At 43.5% G+C, this 19,285-nt stretch carries 10 protein-coding genes; 8 read left to right on the top strand and 2 right to left on the bottom strand.

All coding sequences use genetic code 11. The features are described from left to right. Positions 1-750: 750 nt before the first annotated feature. The 4 genes from AC5JL3_RS04560 to AC5JL3_RS04575 all read left to right on the top strand — a co-directional run bounded on the left by AC5JL3_RS04560 (position 751) and on the right by AC5JL3_RS04575 (position 6,010). On the top strand, positions 751-3,312 hold the full coding sequence (locus AC5JL3_RS04560) for a sigma 54-interacting transcriptional regulator (RefSeq protein ID WP_496073343.1): 2,562 nt from the start codon (positions 751-753) through the stop codon (positions 3,310-3,312). 229 nt (positions 3,313-3,541) lie between these two features. Continuing rightward, the gene (locus AC5JL3_RS04565) at positions 3,542-4,108 is read left to right on the top strand and encodes a Uma2 family endonuclease (RefSeq protein WP_496073344.1); all 567 of its coding nucleotides are present in this window, start codon (positions 3,542-3,544) and stop codon (positions 4,106-4,108) included. Between the two features lie 89 nt (positions 4,109-4,197). Further along, positions 4,198-5,322, top strand: a complete 1,125-nt coding sequence (locus tag AC5JL3_RS04570; protein ID WP_496073345.1) for a threonine aldolase family protein — start codon at positions 4,198-4,200, stop codon at positions 5,320-5,322. Positions 5,323-5,710: 388 nt separating this feature from the next. Next, a complete protein-coding gene (locus tag AC5JL3_RS04575; protein WP_496073346.1) occupies positions 5,711-6,010 on the top strand; it encodes a ferredoxin in 300 nt (99 codons plus the stop codon). 418 nt (positions 6,011-6,428) lie between these two features. Here AC5JL3_RS04575 and AC5JL3_RS04580 read toward each other — a convergent pair whose 3' ends face one another. Then, the gene (locus AC5JL3_RS04580; protein ID WP_496073347.1) at positions 6,429-7,364 is read right to left on the bottom strand and encodes a nucleotidyltransferase domain-containing protein; all 936 of its coding nucleotides are present in this window, start codon (positions 7,362-7,364) and stop codon (positions 6,429-6,431) included. A 519-nt stretch (positions 7,365-7,883) separates the two neighbouring features. Here AC5JL3_RS04580 and egtC point away from each other — a divergent pair. Both egtC and egtB read left to right on the top strand, forming a co-directional pair. Beyond that, entirely contained in the window at positions 7,884-8,675 is a 792-nt protein-coding gene (gene egtC / locus AC5JL3_RS04585; RefSeq protein ID WP_496073348.1) for an ergothioneine biosynthesis protein EgtC, read from the top strand. Next, on the top strand, positions 8,647-9,924 hold the full coding sequence (gene egtB, locus AC5JL3_RS04590; protein ID WP_496073349.1) for an ergothioneine biosynthesis protein EgtB: 1,278 nt from the start codon (positions 8,647-8,649) through the stop codon (positions 9,922-9,924). The genes egtC and egtB overlap by 29 nt, the downstream gene beginning before the upstream one ends. 175 nt (positions 9,925-10,099) lie before the next feature. Here egtB and AC5JL3_RS04595 read toward each other — a convergent pair whose 3' ends face one another. Continuing rightward, the gene (locus AC5JL3_RS04595; RefSeq protein WP_496073350.1) at positions 10,100-11,122 is read right to left on the bottom strand and encodes a rhodanese-like domain-containing protein; all 1,023 of its coding nucleotides are present in this window, start codon (positions 11,120-11,122) and stop codon (positions 10,100-10,102) included. Between the two features lie 743 nt (positions 11,123-11,865). Between AC5JL3_RS04595 and egtD the strand changes: the two genes are divergently transcribed. Both egtD and AC5JL3_RS04605 read left to right on the top strand, forming a co-directional pair. Further along, positions 11,866-12,945 (top strand): L-histidine N(alpha)-methyltransferase, encoded by a 1,080-nt coding sequence (gene egtD / locus AC5JL3_RS04600; protein WP_496073351.1) that lies wholly within the window; start codon positions 11,866-11,868, stop codon positions 12,943-12,945. Between the two features lie 277 nt (positions 12,946-13,222). Further along, positions 13,223-19,204 carry a hybrid sensor histidine kinase/response regulator gene (locus AC5JL3_RS04605; protein WP_496073352.1) on the top strand — a complete coding sequence of 1,994 codons (5,982 nt, stop codon included), beginning with the start codon at positions 13,223-13,225 and terminating at the stop codon, positions 19,202-19,204. Positions 19,205-19,285 lie beyond the last annotated feature (81 nt).

Genomic DNA, 19,285 nt, shown 5'->3' on the forward strand with positions numbered 1-19,285 from the left:
TTAAAACTAACATTTGGGTAGTTTTTTTTCTTTATTCAGTTTACGCCTTGATTAGTATCCCACTTTTCTTGATGACATCAGGTGGATGGATAGCAGTCTTTTTTTACTTAGCATTTTCAGGCTTCTTTTACATCATTACTACGATCCTGATGTTTTTTAATGCTACATTTCGCACAAAAAGAAGACGAACAAAGGTAAAAATTAATAGTGATTTTCTAATAAAAATCCTTGGTCTTCAAATCTTTGTTATTTTGTTTAATTATGATACTTGCGGTGAGACAACTTGCTATCATGGATTCTTGCCAACATTACTTGAAGAAATGAGCTTTCCAATTTTGTTCGCACCTCCTTTTGTCTTAGTCTTGTTTGCCCTACTTCTATATTTGGGATTATTATCACTATTTTTACTCGATGTATCCTAGATATAGCAATTTTCAGGTTGATGGGGTACAAATTTTTGGGTTTTCGGAGATTGGGAATTGGGAATTGGGAATTGGCAAGAAACTTAGATGAACCTAACGCTAAACGAGAATTGCTATATTACACACAAGCTTGCCGAATTCTCTATAAAGTTCAACTGCGGCGACTAAAGAAAATAGCTGCCAAGATAATCAGACCCAAAAGGGACAAGGGAACCCAGAGATTAGATAACTCCAACATTTGAGTTTTTTATCTTTGATAACGGATTTATTCATTAATGATAGTTATTATTTGTAGATAAAATTAAAACCAGGGTTTATTGGATTGACTATGACCTTTCCAGACTTGGTGACTTGGCTACAAGAACGAACCGCTCTCGGTATTCTATCGGTGCAGGTACTGAATGCGATCGCACAAGTTATGGAAGAACAGGTGGTGCCAGCCAATACACGGCTAGTTGTTGAAGATACTCCTGTAGAAAGCCTCTACATTCTCCGACAAGGACAACTCGAAAGCGATCGCACTAACCAAATCAGTTCTGTTTGGGGAGTGAGTTGGCTCCCTGGCGCAGTCATTTACTTACAAGAGCTGCTATTAAATCAGCTTGCTCAGCGCACAACAATAACTCGTAGCGAGTGTCATCTATGGGTAGTACCGGCTGAGCAATTTCGAGAGTTCATCGAACAATACCCCGAAATTTCCCAAGCGTTTTCGCCACAACTGGCGGCTGAACTAGCCAAACTGTCCTCTCAACTCAGCTACGAACAAGAGCGTCAAGCTATCCTGCGTCCTTATCTAGTCAACAAAGCTAGACGCGGAATTATTGGAAAAAGTCGCTATGCAGTAAGGCTGCGGCAGCAAATTAAGAAAGCCGCAGAAGATCGCAAGTCAGTCATCATTTTCGGTGAACCTGGAGTAGAAAAAGATAATATCGCCGCTCTAATTCACTTTGGCTCGGCATACCGACGTGAACCTATCATTAAAGTGGATTGCAGTACTGTACAAGCAAGTGGAGCAGAATTGTTCGGGCGTGCTGGTGGCAAGCCAGGATTAATAGAAGCTCTCGGACAAGGGACGTTGATTCTCAACAACATTCAGGAACTTCCCTCTGAGCTAATACCTCAACTGGCAACGCTACTAGAAACTGGCACTTACAAACCAGTTACCCGTTCAGAAGATGGCCCAACCGATAGCGTAATCAATTGCAGGGCACACATCATCATGGTTTCTGAAAAAACCATGCCCGAAATTGAGCGTCATGTTGGTCATTTAATCAAAGTTCCGCCCCTACGAGTGCGAAAAGCTGACATTGGCGACCAGATGGAATACTATACCAGTCTCTTGTGTCGGGCGAGAGGGATACCAAAACCCCATATCACTCCAGAAGCGCTGCGCCAGTTACAGGCGTATGATTTTCCAGGTAATTTGAGAGAATTGCAAAATCTTGTGGAACGTGCGATCGTTCAGTCGGCTGGAGCAAAAGAACTAACAGAAGAAATTGTTTGGCCGTCTCAGAGCAAGAAAAAACAATTTCGGTTCAATCTTCTAAATGCCTACCCTCGCTTGAGGCGATTTTTGCGAAGTGACTGGTGGCCCGATCGCATCAACTACGGCTTGACGTTGTGGCTTTTTCCTCTAATTGTTTTACTGGGATTTATTGGTCCCCAAAATCGCCAGGAAAACTTTACGTTAAACCTGTTTTGGGCATGGTGGTGGCCGTTAATTCTAATTGGCTTTCCCTTCGTTGGACGCCTTTGGTGCGCGGTTTGCCCTTTCATGATTTATGGCGAAGTCACCCAGAAGCTCTCTCTCTGGCTTTGGCCCCGGCAGTTGAAGCGTTGGCCCAGAGAGACGGCGGAGAAATGGGGAGGCTGGTTTTTATTTGGATTATTTGTCTTAATTTTCTTGTGGGAAGAACTCTGGGATTTAGAAAACACGGCTTATCTCTCCGCTTGTTTGCTCCTACTGATTACGGCTGGGGCAATGATTTTCTCTGCAATTTTTGAGCGTCGGTTTTGGTGCCGCTATCTCTGCCCGATTGGCGGAATGAATGGGTTATTTGCCAAGTTATCAATGACTGAGCTAAGAGCGCAGCAAGGTACTTGTTCAGCGGAATGCACGACTTATCAATGTTACAAAGGAGGCCCACAAAAAGGCGAAGGAATGGCAACACTAGGGTGTCCTTTATACTCTCACCCAGCTCAGTTGCAAGATAACCGGGACTGTGTGCTGTGCATGACTTGCCTAAAAGCGTGTCCTCATCGCTCGGTTGAGGTGAATTTGCGTCCACCAGGAATTGAACTCTGGACAAGCCATGTGCCTCGTGTTTACGAAGTGGCACTGCTGTTGTTACTGCTGGGTGGCGTATTTCTCCATCACTTACCAGAGTTGCAACAGGAGATGGGGTTATCGCTGGATTTAGATCAGTTTTTGCCCCACTTCGGTTTGTCTATTGCAGCTTTATGCATCCCAGCGGCTATTCCTTTGATTGCCTATGGCGGAATGCAGCTCATTTATCGACTCATCCAAGCTCTCAAGTCCAAAATCCCCAATCCCAAGCCTCGTTCGTTTGTGGAATTGGCTTATGGGTACTTGCCGTTGGTGCTGGCAGGTAATTTAGCTCACTATTTGCGATTGGGTTTAGGGGAAGGTGGACGGATTTTGCCAGTGACGTTGGCAACATTTGGTTTTAGCGGTGAAGGGTTACCGATACTTGTTGCTCACCCAGCCGTAATCGAGTTTTTGCAGGGTGTAACGCTAATTGCTGGCGTGCTGTTGACGATGCTTCTCACACAAAAAATTGCTTACCAGCCAACGCGATCGCTTTTTGCACAACATCTAGGTGCTGTCGTGCTGGGTGTTTGTCTTTGGGCAATTATTGTCGGTTATTGATACGGGAGGGGAAAGGAATTAATCAACCGTTCATGGGATCATTGGATGGGCGATCGCTTTTAGGAGCCAAGGTTTCTAGAAAGGCGATCGCCCCAAATTAGTCTTTGAAGTGAATGTTAAAGTGATGACATACTCAAACCCGTAGCCTCATCTTAGTTAGAGTATTGCGAAACCTCAGGGCATTAGCACAGTTTTTCTGTAGAAATCGCCTCTCGATTCAAGAAACACCATGACCGCAACGACCAAACCAATCACTCTAGCTGAGTTTCTTAAACTTCCGGAGACAAAACCAGCCAGCGAGTTCATAAACGGTCAAATCTACCAAAAACCCATGCCGCAAGGGAAACACAGCACCCTGCAATTACGCCTTGCCGATACGATTAACGAAGTAGGATTCCCAGAGAAAATTGCTTACGCTTTCCCAGAACTGCGCTGTACCTTTGGGGGCCGCTCAATCGTACCAGATGTAGCAGTTTTTCGATGGAGTAGAATTCCTTTCGATGCTGATGGAGAAGTTGCAAACACATTTGAACTTGCTCCAGATTGGACGATTGAAATCCTCTCGCCAGACCAGTCGCAGACCAGGGTAACTGATAATATTCTGTTCTGTCTCAAACATCAGACAAGTTCGGGATGGCTGATTGACCCGGAAGAAAAGGCAATTATTTGCTTTCAACCCAATCAATTACCCGAAATTAAACGGCAACCAGAGGACAGTCTGCCAGTGCCAGACTTCCTAGACCTACAGTTAACTGTTGGACAGGTATTTTCTTTGCTCATGTTGGGATTGAGGTGAGTTTGATTCCTCCCCCAACTCCTCCCTGGAGCGGAGAAGGAAGCCGGACTCTATATTACTTCCCCTTCCCTCGCCGGAAACCGGAGCTAATGTTTAGCTTCGATAATAGAAGTTTAACTCTACACTCAGCAGGAGACGACACTCAAGTCATGAACTTTGCTAGCGATAATGTCACAGGTGTATCACCCGAAATCATGGCAGCGCTGAATGCGGCTAATGATGGTGCTGCAATGCCTTATGGTCAAGATGAATATACTCAACGCTTAGCTACCCAGTTCAGTGAACTGTTTGAGAAAGAGGTAACAATTTTCCCAGTTGCAACTGGCTCAGCCGCTAATGCTCTTGCCCTATCTGTCATGACTCCACCCTTTGGGGCAATCTACTGTCATGCTGAATCACATATTAATGTCGATGAATGTGGCGCACCAGAATTCTATACAGGCGGGGCGAAGCTAGTAACACTTCCTAGCTGTGATGGTAAGATTCACGCCACTGACTTAGCAACCGTACTCGATCGCGCAGGTGCTGGTATTGTCCATCATGTGCAGCCCGCGTCTGTCAGTATTACCCAAGCAACTGAAGCAGGAACAGTCTATAGCCTCAATGAAATCCGGGCAATTGCCGAGGTTACAAAGCACCATAGTCTTTACCTTCACATGGATGGGGCGCGTTTTGCCAATGCTGTGGTTAGTTTGGGCTGTTCTGCTGCTGACTTAACTTGGCGGGCTGGCGTTGATATCCTCTCTTTTGGGGCGACGAAGAACGGCGCTCTTGGTGCTGAAGCCGTAGTCTTTTTTAATCAAGCCTTAGCTCAGAGCTTTGCCTTCCGCCGCAAACGCAGTGGGCATTTGTTCTCGAAAATGCGGTTCTTGTCGGCGCAGTTAGAGGCTTACATCAAAGATGATTTGTGGTTGAGGAATGCGGAGAATGCTAACCGAATGGCAAGGAAGTTAGCCCAAGGATTAGCCGAGTTACCGGATGTAAAGCTTTGCTACCCGGTTGAAGCCAACGAAATCTTTGCTCAATTTCCTAATACCTTAATTACAGGACTTTTAGCAGAGGGCTTTCAGTTCTACTGTAAGCAGGGAGAGCCTTTCACGACAATCCGGTTAGTGACGGCTTTCAATACAAAAGAGGCAGATATTACAGCTTTTATCGAGGCGGCTCAACGTTACTCCTCTGTCGCTTTTGCGGGATTTGAGTCGAGAGTCTAAACCGGAGTAACTTTCATTTACCGTCAAGTCTTACCCATGTCTAAGAACAAATCATTGATTTTAGCTATAACCATAACTAATACTAATTTATAGAAAGCTTAGGCAAAGAAGCGGTGAAGGTTAAGAATTGGGAAACTCTTGTTAGAGCTGAGCTTGAGAGTTACTGTGAAGGTGACTTTTAACGAGACGAGCTTCCCTCTGGGTCATAAGGATAACTAATTTAATACGGATTTCACACTTTCATTCCTAATCCTGTCTAACCTATGAAAGCTTTTTCTCGTAGTATCAGAAATGAAGCGAACACGGCAAACTAAGCTTTCTACAGGCGAAGTACGCTGGACACAGTTTTTACATTGCCGTGTCAAGTCAACTGAGAGGAATCACAAAAATGGCAAGTTACAAGGTTACGTTGATTAACGAAGCCGAAGGGCTGAACACAACAATTGAAGTTCCCGATGATGAGTACATTCTTGACGCGGCTGAGGAGCAAGGTCTTGACCTCCCCTATTCCTGTCGCGCTGGTGCTTGCTCTACCTGCGCTGGCAAAATAACTGAGGGTGAGATTGACCAATCTGATCAGTCTTTCTTGGATGATGATCAGATTGAAGCTGGATACGTTCTAACCTGTGTCGCTTATCCAAAATCTGATTGCACGATTCTCACCCACCAAGAAGAAGAGTTGTACTAAGAGTGTCAGAGTTACAAGAGACAGTTTCTCGCTCAACGTCTCTAAGGACACCTGTGGGACTTGTCTTAGCATCAACTCAATTAATGTAAGCACTTAGCCTTTTTGCTTGGCTAAGGGTCGAACCCCAATAAAGTATTTAAGCAGGAGCATGGGTCATGTGTTCCTGCTTCATTTTTGGGCGATCGCACAATATGATTGTATCCTTTTGCACTATCGAGGTTTACAAAGTTGTCCCACTTCTGATAGGCATCAGGCGAGTCAATGAGGCAGTATTCTCTCTTCTAGTGAGGAGTGAACTGTGAACGTTACAACGAAAAAGCTCTTGGGTCGAAACATCGGCAAGACTACCAAGAGCTTTTTCACGTAATAGTAATCATCTAAGCTCGCTAATGCTCTCTTCGTGTAGCCTTGATTCAGCCTACACCATGCTTCGACGTGCCTTAAGTAAGAAAGCATTTGCTCTTTCATAATTTGGCCGTTCTGGTAGATTTGTTGTTGTATAGACACGTTCAAAATCTTGGTGTAACCTCAGGCGCCAAGCATTGACCTCCTCCCAAGGCATCTCGCCACGCCGGATTGCTAACAGTTGTTGGTGGTGTTTTTCATCAATCCGCACTGGTACGAAGCCTTCTTTAAGTACCGTGATGCCTGAGAGTAAGAGGCGAACTAGATGCATTGCGTGCTTCTGCTTAATCGCCCCCTTGGTACGGAGGTCTTGTTCTAGCTTTTTGAACTGAGACATCACGTAGCCGTTATAGGTTTGGTAAACCCGTTGGGAGAGGAAACATTCGCGCATTGACAACAGTTCTTCTGCCAGTGGTGTTGCAGTTTCCACAAGAGGTGTGTAGAGACACTCTAGAACAGTAGGATTTGCCTTCAGCGCTAAGGTCAGAAATTTTTGGATTTCCCAATAGCATTCTTCGGTTTGCTTATTGTCGAGTTGTTCAGGAATGCCATTGAGTGACCAATGTAATTTTGCTGGTGGCAAGTAGATACCCCGTCGATCTGTATCAGAACCAGCATGATCTAGACCATACGCCTTGGAACCAACGACACAGCGATAAATAACATAATCGTAAAGTGATAAATCATCCCCTAACCCTAAAGCGGGTTGCAGACTTTCCTGTTGCCATTGCTTGCGGGTAGTGAGTTCTTCCCGTCGCAAGGAAACAACAGCACCATCAGGCAATTGCACTCGATAGGAATGGGAATAGTCAACTGGCGCTTGTACAATAACTCCAACAGCTCCACTAGGATGCACAAGTTCACCAGAAGCAATCACCTCAACACGAGTTACAACTTGGGTGCCAACAGGAAGGATAAGCTTAGGGATAAAGGGTTTTTGATTACTCATCGTGAACGTCTCCCATGAGCCTGAACAGCACAATGGCTGAGTGTTCTCGACCATCTATACTCAACTACAGGTCATGATCACGGCTTTGCGGATTGATCCAGATAGCTAAAGCGATCGCAAGGTGTTACACAATCACAGGATGAATTTGGGAACCAAGAAACTCTCTTGAACTTTTTCCCCTTCTCTTGTTGTGTACTGCTGCAACCATTTCTTAGGTAGCAATTGTGGTCAGTTTATACAAACTTATGTAAAGATCGCGAGAGTGAATAGATTTAAACTGTCGTGGTTCAGGGGCGCGACTCATAGCACTCTACAAGCTGGGTTGCTCTCATCGGATGCTTCCAACGAGAGGCTTAACAACATCAAAGTCTCTGATAGGTTCAACACCAGTGGGATAAACTCAAAGCCTTTCCGAAAAGTAGTTTCATAGAAACCAAGCATCTTTATTGATTGCGGTTTTAAAGCCTCACATCCACCTTTGGATGATTTTCATTGTGATTTAGGAGCAAACTCTTCAAAATGTGCCGATTACTTGGCTACCTTGGGCCAGCGATTCAACTTGACCACCTACTGTACAAACCAGAACATTCGCTGGTTGTCCAGAGTTACCAACCCAAAGAGATGACTTCTGGAGTCGTCAATGCTGATGGGTTAGGAATCGGTTGGTATCCCACTGAAGGGAATGCTGACCCCTTCACCTACAAAAGCACAGTACCGATTTGGAATGATACTAACCTTCCTGAACTAAGCCGTTACATTCAGTCGAAATGTGCGCTGGGGTATGTCCGCAGTGCAACAGCAGGTCAGGCATTAGATTTAAGTAACTGTCAGCCGTTTCGGGATAATCGCCTTTTATTTATCCACAACGGTAACATTGAAAAGTTCCGTTCGACTTTATATCGGCCAATACGCGATCGCCTAAGTGATGCTGTTTACCAATCCATCAACGGCACTACTGACTCCGAACACATCTTCGCCCTGATTGTCAACACATTGCAAGCCTTGCCAGATACCACAATCGCCAAGGCATTAGAAACAACATTGATGACCCTAACTGAGTTAGCAAAAGCCCATTCTGTGAGCTTTTCTGGCAATGTGGTTATCAGTGATGGACATCATCTTATCGCCAGTCGCTATGCTCATGGCACTTCTACACCTTCACTCTACTGGTTGAGGGATGACCCGATGTACCCAAATGCAGTAATTATTGCTTCTGAACCGCTATTCACTGGTAATTGGAACAGTTGTCCGGAGAGTAGTATTTTCAGTGTGGGAGAAAATCTTGAAGTCTACATCCATCAACTCGTGTAAAGACGCGATCGCATCTACCCTGCATCAGTGTCGCCTCGGAACTCTAGCTCTCTTTGAAGGCATTGATGATACAGCCTTTCGTCGGCAAGCTCATCCAGACTTTAGCCCCATTGGTTGGCATTTAGGTCACATTGCCTTCATTGAAGCCTATTGGATACTAGAGCGTTGTGCTGGCTTAGCACCGATGTTTCCCCAATATCATAAGCTGTTTGCGGCTGATGGTTTACCCAAGTGCGAACGTGAGAACCTACCAGCCTTTTCAGACGTTTGCGATTATCTGGATACCGTCAGAAGTAAAGTATTGAGCTACCTGGAAACCGCGCCCCTAGCCAATCAAGAACGCTTGTGGCGATTTTTGATTCAACATGAGAGCCAGCATAGTGAAATCATTGCCTTTATTTTGCAACTACAACGCTGGCACCATTTAGAACGGCATCAGGAGATGTGGGTGAGGGGACGTGCCAAACCTTTGCCTTCAGACTTGCAACCCCCAACGGAGATGCTTGAAATTCCTGCGGGTGAGTTTGAGATGGGGAACGACTCCATTGACGCCTTGGATAATGAGCGCGTGCTTCATCGTGTCTATCTGGACACTTACTGGATTGACCGCTATCCCGTCACCTGCAAACAGTACCGAGTATTTATGGAGGCAGGTGGCTACCAAAATTCTCAATGGTGGTCAACGGCTGGCTGGCAATGGTTGCAAGAGAATCCCGTGCAAGAACCCCTCTACTGGTCATTTGCCCCAACTTGGGATAATCACCCTGTCTGCGGTGTTAGTTGGTACGAAGCTGATGCCTATGCCCGCTTTGTTGGAAAGCGATTACCAACAGAGGCAGAATGGGAAAAAGCCGCTAGTTGGGACACGAGGCTTGGGTGCCATCGTACCTACCCTTGGGGAGAAGCATCACCTCAAACTCACCATTGCAACCATGATCAAACCACCCGACAAACAACACCCGTCAATGCGTATCCAGCAGGACAAAGCGCCTATGGTTGTTACGACATGCTAGGGAATGTTTGGGAGTGGACATCAAGTTGGTTTGATGGCTACGAGGGATTCGTTAGCTATCCTTATCGAGGCTATTCCCAGGTGTATTTCGACGGACAGCACCGAGTTTTGAAAGGAGGTAGTTGGGCAACTCGTCCATGGGCAATGCGATCGAGCTTTCGCAACTGGTATTATCCAAGCATCCGTCAGATTTTGGCAGGGTTTCGCTGTGCTTATGATGCTGATGGAGTCAAGTGACATACTCCAGGCGTTCGTGGCTACGCAACAGAACGCTGGCTTCTCTTAGAAAATTCATCACACCGATCAATCCTTGTGCAGGGGGTTTGGGCGGAAAGCCCCCTGCGCCTGGTTTTTCTACCAACGACTATTTTCGCTTAAGCTCGTGCCATTCCACCTAAACCACTGAAGCTGACTAATGGGTACGTGCCATGGAACGCTTACTCTCTTGCTTCCATGCCTTAATTCCACCTTTGACTTGAGTTCCCTTGATTCCCGCCTTTTTTAGCAGTATCAGCGCCCTAGCAGAATGTTTGCTCGATGTGCCGTAGGTAATCAATTGGCGACCTTTGAGCAATGACTTAATTTTGGCAGTACCTTTTCCCTTTTCAATGTCTGTTAATGGTACAAGTACTGCCCCTGGAAGATGAGAAACGTCATACTCGTTTTTGTCACGAACATCCACTAGCACGTAATTCTTGGACTTGCGATCGATCAACTGCTTGACTTGCTTAACATCGATCTGAGGTACCTTGGCTTCCTGAACGGCGTACCCCAAAATTGGCAAATCTGACGCATACTCTAACGGTACACCAGCTTCAATGACTGGTCTAAGCAAATCCGGGTCTTGACGCACAGCAAACACAGAAGCGACTACTCCTACTGCGATGACAACGCCACAACTAGACAATAACAGTGGCATTTTAGAGCGTGACTTAACCGGGATGAGTTGAGGTCGAGACATATCCTCTAGGGAATACTGAGGAATCGCTGGATCGATTTCTTTGCTCCATGCGTCAAGACCACCTGTGACATTAATACCAGATATTCCTTCTTCCTTAAGTAGGGCAAGCGTTTTTGCTGAGCGCACACCCATCTTACAGATGACAATTAAGTGAGGAGTATTGTCTGGGCTAGCATTACGCTTGTCTTCCAGCAATTGTTTAATTTTTGCAATGCCTTCTCCATTCTGGATTTGTGGAAAAGGAACGAGAACCCACCCCGGAAGCTGAGCAATTTCGTGTTCATTGGGGTTACGAACATCCACTAGCACTAAACTTTTCGTCTGAGCATCGAGTAGTTCCTTCAGTTCTTGTACACTAATTTGGGGAACTTGTGATTGCAACGGCTGATTCCCAGCAAGCGATTCCCCTGAGACTTCGCCTACAAACCCATCTCTAGGGTTTGATTTAAACAGATTTGTTTTGGAATCCATCATGGTTGGCTGAGTCCTTACCTCACTCAATACAATTAGCTTTTAGAAAATAAATGTGGTTGTAAATCTTAGTGATGTACCTATTTAAGCGGCTAAGTTTTGCAGGTTTAGTCTATCGCCTTCTAAAACAAAGCCTGATAGTTATAGATTAATCACACTATGCCAAAATACCGATATAACTAAAAATTATTATTGAATACTTTATGGACAAACTCCTTGTTTAAAGTAGGAGTGAAATAACATTTGTGTGAGAAATAACTCAATACAGGAATGTTAAACGGTTGTACTGTTTTTCGGAGAGTCGTAGAAATTTTCAGGGAAGCTTTCCGATGAGAACACGTTGATAGGTTAGGGGTGTAAAGCCGTCCATCCCTGTAGTGGCTAGATTTGCCCTAGTCGGGATGTACCCAATTTTCAGTCGGTAGCCTTGATCGAGTAACGTCCGGATGCTGAGCGAAAAATTGGTTACAACTGCTTAGTTCTGGTGGTTGAGCAACCCACTCATGGGCGATCCTTTGAAATGCTTATCTTGGTATTATCCAAGTTTATGCTAGATTTTGCGGCTTTGTACTGTACTGGTCATGTTGATTGGTTGTAGCGTAATCAGCCTTGTTTGATCGCCGTTAATTTTGTCTTTACGAAGTCATAACCCTGTTTCTAGAGACAACAAATTAAGGGCTTAAGCTGAAACCCGATAAGCAAGGTATTTCAGTCAATTTGTAATTTAATTGTAGGGAAGAAATGCAATGAGAAATCCAAATCAGAGTGCAGCTAGCGTGAGTGAAACTTACCATCAGCAATATGCTAAACCAGAAGAACGTTTACAGATTAAACAGTTAGTTAATCCTATAGCCGCCTCAGATGCTCACATCAATGCTGGTAATGATGTGATTCAAGGGTTAACTCAAACTCCTAAATCACTACCACCACACTACTTCTATGATGACCGGGGTTCGGAGCTTTTTGAACAAATCTGTGATTTACCAGAATATTATCCAACGCGGACAGAAGCGTCGATTCTGCGGCAGTATGCTGGTGAAATTGCTCAAATCACTGGTGCTTGCGAATTAGTAGAATTGGGTAGTGGTAGTTCAACAAAAACTCGCCTGTTGCTCGATGCTTACGAAGCCTTCGATTATCCATTAAGCTATTTACCAATAGATGTTAGTGCCGGAATTTTAGAAAGCAGTGCGCGACAGTTGCTATTAGATTATCCTTCACTTCAAGTTCAGGGTTTAGTTAGCACTTATGAATTTGCGCTCAAACAGCTTATACCCCCTCAACTACCAACACGAATGATTTTTTTCTTGGGTAGTACGTTGGGTAATCTTAATCCTCAAAAGTGTGATGTCTTTTTCTCACAGATTACAGCGGCTCTAAAGGTTGGGGAGTATTTCTTGCTAGGAGTCGATCTGCAAAAGTCAAAACAGTTGTTAGAAGCGGCTTATAACGATAGCCAGGGAGTAACGGCTGAATTTAATCTGAATATACTAGAGCATCTGAACCAACGCTTTAATGGGAACTTTGATACCCAACTATTTAAACACTGGGCATTTTATAATGAAAAGCTCAATCAAATTGAGATGCATCTGCGAAGTTTGAAGACACATCAGGTTAGATTAGAAGAAATTGACCTGACAGTTTTTTTTGAAACTGATGAAACCATAATGACGGAAATCTCTCGAAAGTTTGACTTGGATGTTATACAACAGGAACTCCAAGCAAAGGGTTTAAAACCGCTGAAAGTCTGGACTGACTCAAAACGCTGGTTTGGCTTATTGCTTTGCCAATTGCAACCCACGACATTCGCTAGTGTTGCTGATTAGTAGTAAAAGTTTTGGTATCTTTACTGAAAGTAGGCGATCGCATCCTCACACCTTGAAGCAGAAAGCGTAAGCTGTAGATGCGATCGCTTAATTTTACACCTTTCCCGCTAGAAGACTATCAATAAAGAACCAGAGGCTGGGGATTGGCGATCGAAAGAAGACTGCATTAGAGAATCTTACGGTGGGAAGGCGGTGGCGATTGGAAACTCTCGCAACATAGCTGAGGGGAATCTACTAGCTTATCGTCTCTTACCCCTATTAATTTCAGAAGACAACGATGAACACGGTACTTGCTGGTTATAACGTTATTGAAACTATTTATGAAGGGTTTACGACTTGTGTTTATCGTGCATTGAAGGAGACAGACTTTACATCTGTAATCATTAAAACTCTCAAATCTCCATGTCCTACTTTAGAAGAACTCACTCGTTTAAGACATGAATATAAAATTCTTCAATCTCTTAACGCAGAAGGAATCATTAAACCGATAGCCCTAGACCATTACCAAAATACATTATTGCTAATTTTATCAGATTTTGAAGGAGAGAGCCTCAAGACAACCATCAATACCCATAAATTTAAATCACTATCATTTCTACAAATTGCTATTAAAATTGCTTCCACACTCTCAGTGTTGCATCAAAACAATATTATTCATAAAGACATTAAGCCTCACAATATTCTAATCAACACCCAAAGCAACCAAGTTAAACTGATCGACTTTAGCATTTCATCACGCTTATCCAGAGAAAATCAAGCGATTAGCAATCCCAGAGAGATTGAAGGAACTCTCACTTATATGTCACCGGAGCAAACCGGACGGATGAATCGCTCAATTGATTATCGAAGTGACTTTTACTCCTTAGGTGTTACCTTCTATGAAATGCTAACGGGACAGGTTCCATTTCAGGCGACTGACCCTTTGGAATTAGTTCATTGCCATATTGCAAGAACACCAGTATCGCCAAAAGAACTGAATCCAGAGATTCCCCAAGCAGTTTCTGACATCGTAATGAAATTATTAGCCAAAATGGCTGAAGACCGATACCAAAATGCCTTAGGACTAAAAGCTGACTTAGAAACTTGCTTAAAGATGCTACAAGAGTCTGGTGAAATTTCCCACTTCAGTATTGGTCAGTTAGATTTATATAGCCAATTTCTCCTACCGCAAAAACTTTATGGTCGCGATAGAGAAGTTAGTACTTTGATGGCTGCCTTTGAACGAGTCAGTCTTGGGGCGACTGAGATGGTATTAGTCAGCGGTTATTCGGGAATTGGTAAATCATCTTTAGTCAATGAAGTACATAAACCCATTGTGGGTAAGCGAGGTTATTCTATTTCCGGTAAGTTTGACCAATTCAAGCGAAATATTCCTTATGCGTCTTTGATTCAAGCCTTTCAAGAATTGATGCAGCAGTTGTTAACGGAAAGTGATGACAAAATAGCAGTTTGGAAAGCTAAGCTTTTAGCAGCCTTTGGTCTTAATGGTCAGGTTATCATTGATGTTATTCCTGAAGTTGAACGCATTGTTGGTTCTCAGCCACAGGTTCCGCAATTAGGACCGACTGAATCCCAAAACCGATTCCATCGAATATTTCAAAAATTCATTCATGTATTCACGAAAAAAGAACATCCTCTCGTTCTCTTTCTCGATGACTTGCAGTGGGTAGATTTAGCGTCTCTGAAGTTAATTAAACTACTTGCCTGTGACTCAGGTAGTGAATATCTGTTGCTGATTGGTGCATACCGAGATAACGAAGTTAGTGCGACTCATCCGCTGATGTTGACCTTAGAGGAAATTCAAAAATCTGGTGTAGCTGTCAACAATATCGTTCTCCAACCTTTGGAGATTACTCATGTTAAGCAATTAATCAGCGATACTCTCCGTACTGATCTAGAAAAGTCAAAGCCATTAGCTGAGTTAGTTTTTAAGAAAACCCAAGGGAATCCCTTCTTCTTAACTCAGTTGCTCAAATCTCTCTACCAGGAAAACTTGTTATATTTTAATTTCACCCAAGGCTCTTGGGAGTGGGACATCGATGGCTTACAAGACATTGATATCTCAGAGAATGTTGTCGAATTGATGGTCAACCAAATTCAAAAGCTGTCACAGAAGGCGCAGAATGTCTTGAAGTTAGCGGCTTGCATTGGAGACAAGTTTACTTTAGATGTCTTAGCTATTGTCAGTGAGAAATCTCAGTCAGAAACCGCAAAGGATTTGTGGGAAGCACTACAATCCGGTTTGATTCTACCTCTTTCTGAGGCTTATAAAATTCCACTGGCGTTTGACTTAGAAGTCTCTCCTACTCAGCAGATTCAGCCATTAAAAGTTGGATATAAATTTCTGCATGACCGTGTGCAACAAGCGGCTTATTGCCTCATCCCAAATTCGCTCCAAAAAGAAACTCATCTAAAAATCGGTCAGTTGCTACTACGAAAAACTACGATTGAAGAACGAAAGAACAATATCTTTGCTTTAGTCAACCAACTCAATTACGGTAGCGACTTACTTACCTTAGATTCAGAAAAATATGAGCTAGCTGAACTGAATTTAATAGCTGGTCAGAAGGCAAAAGCAGCGACAGCTTATGAGTCTGCTATCCGCTATCTAAAGGTGGGTTTGAGCCTACTGCAAGCTTCTAGCTGGCATCAGCGTTATGAACTCACTTTAGCTCTACATCAGGAAGCCGCAGAAGTAGCATTTCTTAATGGTGATTTTGAGCAAATGGAGCAACTAGCGGCGGTAGTGCTGCAACAAGCCAAAACGCAGTTGGATAAAGTGAAAACTTATGAGGTACAAATTAAAACCTGTGAAGTTCAAAGAAAACTACTCGAAGCCGTGAAGCTTGGTCTGCAAGTTCTGGACATACTGGACGTGAAACTCCCTGAATCACCGACTTCATTAGATATTCAGCAAGCTATCAAGACAACAACAGAAAATTTGGCAGGGAAAGGCATAGACGATTTAATTCATCTGCCGCCAATGACAGATACAAACAAGCTGGCAGCCTTTCGACTCATAGCCAGTTTAGTTCCTGCTGCCTACCAATCTGCACCTGAACTATTTATCTTGATGGCTTGCCAGCAAGTCAATTTATCCGTTCAATATGGAAATAATCCTTTGTCAGCTAGTGGGTTTGCTGATTATGGAGTAGTCTTCAGCGGGTTGTTACAAGATATTGAAGCTAGTTATAAATTTGGGCAATTGGCTTTAAACCTATTAGAACGTTTAGCTGTTCATGAGACTAGAAGCCAGACTTTGTTTAAGGTTGCAACGTTTATTATACCCTGGAAATATCACGTCAGAGAAACTTTACCACTTTTGGAAGATGCTTACTCTAGCGGATTGGAGTGTGGAGATTTAGCACATACTGGATATTCAGGAACTAATAAGTGTCAACACGCCTATTGGAGCGGTTCGGAGTTAAAAAGCCTGGAACAGGAAATGGCTAGATATAGTAAGGCGATCGCACACATCCATCAAGAAGCGGCATTAACGTGGCATCAAATATTTCATCAGGCAGTTTCAAACTTATTGGGATTCGCTGAAAATCCTTGCCGTTTAATTGGTGAGGCTTACAATGAAGATCAATTATTACCACTTCATATTGAAGCCAAAGAGCGGACAGCAACACATTATATATTTCTCAATAAATTAATTTTGTGTTACCTGTTTGGTGAGTTTTCTCAAGCTGTAGAAAATGCAACCCAAGCTGAACAGTATTTGTATGGTGTCAAAGGCTCTTTGGTTGTACCGTTGTTCTATTTCTACGATTCTTTAGCACAACTAGCTATCTATCCATCATCACCACACTCACAACAAGAACACCTCTTGAGGAAAGTGATGAATAACCAGGAAAAAATGCGAAGCTGGGCAGACCATGCTCCAATGAATTTTCAGCATAAATACGAGCTTGTAGAGGCAGAGAAAGCACGAGTATTGGGTGAATACTGGCAAGCGATGGATTATTATGACCGAGCTATTGCTGGAGCGAAGGAGCAGGGATATATTCAGGAAGAAGCACTCATCAATGAACTGGCAGCAAAGTTTTATTTTGAGTGTGGTAGGGAAAAAGTAGCTCAGGTCTATTTGGCTGATGCTTACTATGGATATCTTCGCTGGGGAGCAACGGCAAAAGTCAATGATTTAGAAGCAAGATACCCTCATATTTTTCCCCAATTACCAAAGCAAGAGAGCCAAGATTTGGAGATGAACCGGACAGTTAGCTCTACGACTACAGCTAGTGTCGGCTCTCTGGATTTAGCCGCAGTTATCAAAGCGTCACAAGCCCTTTCTGGTGAAATTGCTCTCAAAAATCTTCTGACTAAGCTAATGCGGAATGTCATGGAAAATGCTGGAGCAGAAGTAGGATTTTTGATTTTAGAAAAAACAGGGCAATTAATCATAGAAGCCTCAAGTTTCTGGCAGGGTGAGATAACGGTACAGCAATCGACACCCGTAGAAACTAGTCAGCAGCTCCCCCTATCTATCATAAATTATGTGCGAAGCACTCAGGAGAATGTCGTACTGAACGACGCTAGTAGTGAGGGAGTATTTACAACAGATAGCTATATCAGCAACAAAAAAACAAAATCCATTTTATGCACACCAATTGTGCATCAAGGTAAACTCATTGGCATCCTTTATTTAGAAAATAACTTAACCACTAGCGCCTTCACCTTAGAGCGGCTGAAAGTTTTACAACTTTTATCCTCTCAAGCTGCAATTTCGCTTGAGAATGCGCGTCTCTATAATGATTTAGAAGAATCTAACCGAACACTAGAAGTAAAAGTAAAAGAACGAACGCAGGAGTTGCAAGAGGAAATTCGCGATCGCAAACGAGCCGAAGCCGCCGCTAAATCTGCAAACCTCGCTAAGAGCGAGTTCTTGGCGAACATGAGTCATGAGCTGAGAACTCCACTCAATGGCATTTTGGGCTATACCCAAATTCTCAAAAAAGATAAAACATTAACTAACCAGCAACAAAATGGTATTGGCATCATTCATCAATGTGGCGAACATCTGCTCACACTCATTAATGACATTTTAGACCTCTCGAAAATTGAAGCCCGGAAAATGGAACTTTATCCAAAAGATTTCAATTTTGCTGAATTTCTTGAGGGAATTGCTGAAATATGTCGGGTTCGGGCAGAGCAAAAGGGAACGTCATTACTCTACCAAACGCTTTCTCCACTTCCAAAAGCGATTCGAGCTGATGATAAACGCTTGCGGCAAGTTTTAATTAACTTACTTAGCAATGCTGTCAAGTTTACAGAAGAAGGCAGCATAACATTCAAAGTGGGGTATCAGGAGGGTAAACTCCGGTTTCAAGTAGAAGATACAGGCGTTGGCATTGCACCAGAGCAATTAGAAGAAATCTTTTTGCCATTCCAGCAGGTGGGTGAAGATAGGCGTAAAACAGAAGGAACGGGACTGGGACTAGCAATTAGCCGTCAACTAGTCCGGATGATGGGCGGTGACTTGAAAGTAAAGAGTACCTTAGGACAAGGAAGTGTTTTCTGGGTGGATCTGGATTTGCCTGAGATACCCCATCGCGCTGATATTGCCAAGACGCATAAAGGTAACATCATTGGTTTTAAAGGTTCTAAGCCGAAGGTTTTGGTAGTAGATGACAAGTGGGCAAACCGCTCTGTCTTAGTTAATCTATTAGAGCCTATAGGATTTGAAGTTGTTGAAGCGATTGATGGTCGAGATGGCTTGAATAAAGCGCGTGAGTTTAAGCCCAACGTAATATTCATGGATTTGGTCATGAATGTGATGGATGGCTTTGAAGCAACCCGTCGCCTCAGGATGTTACCAGATTTAATAAATGTAGTAGTGATTGCCATCTCCGCTAGCGTTTTTAATTTTGATCAGCAGCAGAGTCGAGAAGTCGGCTGCGATGATTTTTTGCCCAAGCCAGTTCAGGAGTCAGACCTTTTAGAAAAATTACGACTTCACTTAAAATTAGAATGGATTTATGAAGAAACAAGAGACGAAAGGCAGGCTGCAAATCAGGCTAATTCAAGCTCAGAAACTCAAAATCAAGAACTGATACCTCCCCCTATTAAGGAATTAGATATTTTAATAGATTTAGCTATGAGAGGTGACCTCAGGGGTATCATCGAGCAAATCACAAGACTAGAGGCGTTAGAGCCGCAATGGATACCCTTTACAAACCATCTTCGTCAACTCGCCAAAGCCTTTAAAAGTAAGCAAGTCCTAGAATTTCTTAAACACTATCAGAGGAAAGACTGAGTGGTGATAATTAATTAGGCACAATTAAACAGAACTTGTCGTTTCACGGGCTAGGGACTTGTGAGAAGTTGAGCAGGCAAA

It is taken from the genome of Symplocastrum torsivum (assembly GCF_059505465.1).

Coding starts and splice junctions, on each gene's coding strand:
- egtC (WP_496073348.1), top strand. CDS start 7,884: ATGTGCCGATTACTTGGCTACCTTGGGCCAGCGATTCAACTTGACCAC.
- AC5JL3_RS04605 (WP_496073352.1), top strand. CDS start 13,223: ATGAACACGGTACTTGCTGGTTATAACGTTATTGAAACTATTTATGAA.
- AC5JL3_RS04580 (WP_496073347.1), bottom strand. CDS start 7,364: ATGAGTAATCAAAAACCCTTTATCCCTAAGCTTATCCTTCCTGTTGGC.
- egtD (WP_496073351.1), top strand. CDS start 11,866: ATGAGAAATCCAAATCAGAGTGCAGCTAGCGTGAGTGAAACTTACCAT.
- AC5JL3_RS04570 (WP_496073345.1), top strand. CDS start 4,198: ATGTTTAGCTTCGATAATAGAAGTTTAACTCTACACTCAGCAGGAGAC.
- AC5JL3_RS04575 (WP_496073346.1), top strand. CDS start 5,711: ATGGCAAGTTACAAGGTTACGTTGATTAACGAAGCCGAAGGGCTGAAC.
- AC5JL3_RS04560 (WP_496073343.1), top strand. CDS start 751: ATGACCTTTCCAGACTTGGTGACTTGGCTACAAGAACGAACCGCTCTC.
- AC5JL3_RS04595 (WP_496073350.1), bottom strand. CDS start 11,122: ATGATGGATTCCAAAACAAATCTGTTTAAATCAAACCCTAGAGATGGG.
- AC5JL3_RS04565 (WP_496073344.1), top strand. CDS start 3,542: ATGACCGCAACGACCAAACCAATCACTCTAGCTGAGTTTCTTAAACTT.